The organism is Aphanothece microscopica RSMan92, assembly GCF_046613545.2.
Lineage (GTDB): Bacteria > Cyanobacteriota > Cyanobacteriia > PCC-6307 > Cyanobiaceae > NIES-981.
Map to the genome: position 1 here is coordinate 1 of NZ_JBKKKY020000402.1, position 533 is coordinate 533.

At 65.9% G+C, this 533-nt stretch carries 1 pseudogene; it reads right to left on the reverse strand.

The window, feature by feature from the left end:
* Window positions 1–345: pseudogene (locus ACLD7X_RS18235) on the reverse strand (IS481 family transposase); the annotation flags it as partial.
* Window positions 346–533: the final 188 nt, after the last annotated feature.

Below are 533 nucleotides of genomic sequence, written 5' to 3' on the forward strand. Positions count from 1 at the left end.
CGTGGTCGGCGCCTTCTCGTCGGGCAAGACCTCGACGTAGGCCAGGCGGGTGGCGTCGTCGATCGCAACGTGAACCTTGTCGTAGCCGACGCCGTAGGAGCGCCCTTGCTGTCGATCACCGGTGATGCGGTGGCCCACCTTCCGGAACCTGGCCAGGGATTTGACATCCACATGGATCAGGTCGCCTTGGCGCTCCCACTCGTACCGCTGCACCGGTGGTTTGGGCTCCAGACTCTTCAGGCGACCGAGACCGAGACGGTTGAGGGCTCTGGCCACGGTGGAGAAGGGAGCCCGCAGCAGCCGAGCGATAGGGCGGAGGTGCAGGCGCTGGTGCCGGAGTTCCACGGCCTGCTGCAGCCGGTGCGGATCGAGCGTCCGCCGCTGGGTGCGGCGCCCGCTCCGTCGATCCGCCAGAGAGGCTGTGGGGTTCCCCCGATTTCGTGGACACCGATCAGGGGTTCATAGGGATGAGTGTACGGGCAGTGATGAACGCCTGCTCGTAGTCGATCGGACTCAGGTAGCCGATCGTTGAA